Genomic DNA, 4,690 nt, shown 5'->3' on the forward strand with positions numbered 1-4,690 from the left:
AGCCCACCTCCGCCGGGTCGGCCTCACCGGCCAGCGGGACCAGCGCCGCCGCCTGGTCACGCAACGCCTGCGGGTCACGCGCCGACAACAGCCAGGGCACCACGGGCCGGGCACCAACCGCGCCGGCCGCGTCACCGTTGCCGGACTCCGCGGGCCCGGTCTCCTGCGGGGCCTCTTCGAGGATGACGTGCGCGTTGGTGCCGCTGATGCCGAACGCGGAGACGCCGGCCCGGCGTGGCCGGTCGGTCTGCGGCCACGGCCGTGACTCGGTCAGCAGCCGGACGCCGCCCGCTGCCCAATCGACGCGCGAGGTGGGCTCGGCCGCGTGCAGGGTGGCGGGGAGGACGCCGTGCCGCAGCGCCTGCACCGTCTTGATCACGCCCACCACGCCGGCCGCCGACTGGGTGTGCCCCAGGTTGGACTTGGCCGAGCCCAGCCACAGTGGCCGGTCGGCCGGCCGGCCGGTGCCGTACGTCGCGATGAGTGCCTGGGCCTCGATCGGGTCGCCCAGGGCCGTGCCGGTGCCGTGTGCCTCGACGGCGTCCACGTCGGCCGGGCCGAGGCCTGCCCGGCTCAGTGCCTGGCGGATCACGCGTTGCTGGGAGGGGCCGTTCGGTGCGGTCAGGCCGTTCGACGCGCCGTCCTGGTTGACCGCGCTGCCGCGCACCACCGCCAGCACCCGGTGCCCGGCGCGCCGGGCCGCGGAGAGCCGTTCCACCAGCAGCACGCCCACGCCCTCGGCCATGCCGAAGCCGTCCGCGTTCTCGGCGAACGACCGGCAGCGGCCGTCGGTGGACAGCGCGCGCTGCCGGCTGAAGCTGATCAGCGGGGTGGGTGTCGACATCACCGCGACACCGGCGACCAGCGCGAGTTCGCACTCGCCGGCCGTCAGTGCCTGGGTGGCCATGTGCAGGGCCACCAGCGAGGAGGAGCAGGCCGTGTCGATGCTGATCGCGGGCCCGGTGAAGCCGAAGTGGTAGGAGAGCCGTCCGGAGACCACGCTCGGCGCGCCGCCGGTGACGTGGTAGCCCTCCAGCTCGCCCGGCATGCCGTGCGGCTGGCCGTAGTCCGGTGGCAGCACACCGGCGAACACGCCCGTGTCGCTGCCCTTGAGGTCGGCCGGCACGATCCCGGCGTTCTCGAACGCCGCCCAGGACGTCTGGAGCAGCAGCCTTTGCTGCGGGTCCATCGCCAGCGCCTCGCGGGCGGAGATGCCGAAGAAGTCGTGGTCGAAGTCCGCGGCTCCGTCGAGGAATCCGCCGGCCCGCGCGTAGCTGGTGCCGTGCCGGTCCGGGTCGGGGTCGTAGAGCGCCTCGACGTCCCAGCCCCGGTCCCGGGGCAGCGGGCCGACGGCGTCGCCGCCGTCCACGAGGAGCCGCCACAGCGCGTCCGGGCCGTCGATGTCGCCGGGCAGCCGGCAGGCCATGCCGACGATGGCGAGCGGTTCGTCGGACGCCGCGCGGGCCGGCCGGGGCACGGCGTCCGCCGGCTGCCTGCCGTGCGCCTGGCGCAGCAGGTGCTCGGCGAGCAGGGCGGGGCTCGGGTGGTCGAAGACGAGCGTGGTGGGCAGCTGTGTGCCGGTTGCCGTGGCGAGCCGGTTGCGCAGTTCGACGGCGGTCAGCGAGTCGAAGCCCAGGTCCTTGAAGGCGCGGTCGGCGGCGAGGGCTTTGGGTTCGCCGTGGCCGAGCACCTTCGCGGTGTGTTCCCGCACCAGGTCCAGGACCAGGTCCCGCTGTGCCTCCTCGGGGAGTTCGGCGAGGTGGGCGTGGAGGGCGGAGGCGGGCCGGTCGGCCGTCTCGGGGGCGGCCGGATCCGTCGGCGCGGCGATGAGCTCGCGCAGCAGCGGGCTGGGGCGGGCGGAGGTGAAGACGGGGCCGAACCGGTCCCAGTCGACGTCCGCGACGGCGAGGGCCGTCTCGTCGTGGTCGAGGACGAGTTGGAGTGCTGCCAGGGCCCGGTCCGGGGCGAGGACCGGCAGTCCGGTGGCGGCCAGGGGGGCGAAGCGGCTCTCCTCGATCATGCCGCCGCCGCCCCACGGGCCCCACGCGATCGAGGTGGCGGTGTCACCGCGCGCGCGACGGGCCTCGGCCAGCGCGTCCAGGCAGGCGTTCGCGGCGCCGTACGTGCCGTGCTCCGCGACGCCCCAGGTGCCCGAGATCGACGAGAACAGCACGAAGGCGTCCAGCGGGGTGTTCGCGAGGAGTTCGTCGAGGTGGCGTGCCCCGTCGACCTTGGCCGCCAGCAGGGCCGGCAGGTCCTTGGGACGCACGTCCTTCAGCGCGGCCAGCTCGCAGGCGCCGGCGGCGTGGAACACCGCGGTGAGCGGGCGGTGGTCCTGGGCGGTCCGGGCGAGCAGGGCGGCCAGCGCCGCGCGGTCGGTGACGTCGCAGGCGGCCGCGGTCACCTCGCAGCCGGTGTCGCGCAGTTCGTCCGCGAGCGCGGCCGTCTCGGCGCGGTCCCCGCCGCTGCGGCTGAGCAGGACGATGTGGTCGGCCCCGCCGTCGGCCAGCCAGCGGGCGAGGCGGCGGCCCAGCGCGCCGGTGCCGCCGGTGACGAGGACGGTGCCGTGCGGCTGGTACGGCCGCACGCCGGTCGCGGGGCGCCGTGCGGGCACCAGCCGGCGGGCGAACACACCGGCCGGCCGGATCGCGGCCTGGTCCTCGCCCCGGTGGCCGGCCAGCAGCGCGACGAGCCGGTCGCCGGACCTTCCGTCCCAGCGGACGGGCAGGTCGACCAGGCCGCCCCAGGCCCGGGGCTGTTCGACGGCCACGGCCCGCCCCGCGCCCCAGACGGCCGCCGACGCCGTGTCGGGGGCCGGGTCCGAGGGCCCGGTGGCCACCGCGCCGCGGGTGGCGCACCACAGCGGTGCGTCGACGCCGGCCCGGTCGAGGGCGTGCAGCAGGGCGGCCAGCGCGGCCACCCGGGCGGTGGGCTCCGTGCTGCCGGACAGGGCCAGGAGGGAGAGCACCCCGGTCACCTGCTGTCCGTCCGTCGCCCGGGTGATCGCCTCGGGGTCGGGCAGGTCGTCCGGCAGCAGGCAGAGCACGGTCCGGGCGCCGGCGCCGCGCAGCGCGTCGACCACCTCGCGGTGGCCGGCCGCCTCGGGTGCGGCGGCCACCGCGGCCGCGTCCTCGCCCCGTGCCACGACCAGCCATCTGCCGGTCAGTGCGGCGGCCGGGGTGTCCGCCACCGGGTGCCAGGCGATGTCGTAGCGCCAGGCCGCGGCGGGGTGCTCGGCCGCTGTGGGTCCGGCCGGTGCCGCGGCCGGCGGCGTCCACCAGTACCGCTGCCGTTCGAAGGGGTAGGTGGGCAGCTCGCCGCGGCGCACGTCGCGTCCCGCGAACACCTCCGCCCAGTCCGGCTCCACGCCGTGCACGTGCGCCTCTGCCAGCGACTCGCGGAACCGGCCCAGGCTGCCGTCGCCGCGGCGCAGGGAGCCGATCGCGACGCCGTCGGCGGCGCCCGCGCTCTCCAGGGTCTGCTGGACGGCGATGGTCAGCGTCGGGTGCGGGCTGGCCTCCAGGAAGATCCGGTGCCCGGAGTCGGCCAGGTTGCGGACGGTCTCCTCGAACCGCACCGTGCCGCGCAGGTTGCGGTACCAGTAGTCGCCGGTCAGCTCGGTGCCGTCCAGCACGGTGCCGGTGAGGGTGGAGTGGAAGGGCACCTGGGCGCGGCGCGGCTCGATCGGTGCGAGCAGCGGCGCGAGGTCCGCCTCGATGGCCTCGACCTGCGCGGAGTGGGAGGCGTAGTCGACCGGGACGGCACGGCCGTCGATGCCAAGACCGGCGCACTCGGCGAGGAGTTCACCGACCGCCTCGGTCTCACCGGAGACCACGACGGACCGTGGCCCGTTGGTGGCCGCGACGAAGACCCGGCCGTCGTACCGCGCCACGATCTCGTTCACCCGGTCCACGGACTGGAAGACGGACGCCATCGTGCCGCGCCCGGCCAGCGCCAGCAGCGCCCGGCTGCGCAGCGCCACGACCCGCGCGCCGTCCCGCAGGCTGAGCGCGCCCGCCACGCAGGCCGCCGCGATCTCGCCCTGGGAGTGCCCGACCACCGCGGCCGGACGGATGCCCTGGGACTGCCACAGCTCCGCGAGACAGACCATGGTCGCCCACAGCGCGGGCTGCACCACGTCGACCCGGTCCAGCGAGGGCGCGCCGTCGGCGCCCCTGAGCACGTCGACGAGCGAGTAGTCCACGAACTCCGCCAGGGCCCGGTCGCACTCGGCCGCCCGGGCGGCGAAGACGGGCGAGGAGTCGAGCAGGCCCGCTCCCATGCCCCGCCACTGACCGCCCTGCCCGGGGAAGACGAACACCACGCGGTCGTCGCCGGCGGGCCGGCCGCGCACCAGCCCGGTCGGCTCGCCGTCCGCGGCGAACGCCGCCAAGCCCTCGTCCAGCGCCGCCGGCCCGTCGGCGAGCAGCACGGCGCGCTCCGCGAACCTGGCGCGGCCGGTGGCCAGCGTGTAGGCGATGTCGGCGCTGTGCTCCGCCAACTCGCCGTGCAGCGCGCCGCGGAGCCTGCGCGCCTGCTCGCGCAGTGCCCGGGGCGTCCGCGCGGACAGGACGTACGGCAGGACGGCGGAACCGGCTGCGGGGCCGGCGGGCAGGGCCCTTGGCCGCGTGTCACCGGCGTGCTCCGCCGGTCCGGCCGACCGCACCACCGCCCCGGCGGCCCCGGCCTG

General features: G+C 76.7%; 1 protein-coding gene. It reads right to left on the bottom strand.

Annotated elements, in window-relative coordinates:
* A partial coding sequence (locus tag ACFWZ5_RS21545; RefSeq protein ID WP_384891078.1) for an SDR family NAD(P)-dependent oxidoreductase occupies positions 1-4,690 on the bottom strand: 4,690 nt, incomplete at both ends.

This window comes from Streptomyces sp. NPDC059003, from assembly GCF_042740445.1.
In the GTDB taxonomy this organism is placed as follows: Bacteria; Actinomycetota; Actinomycetes; order Streptomycetales; family Streptomycetaceae; genus Streptomyces.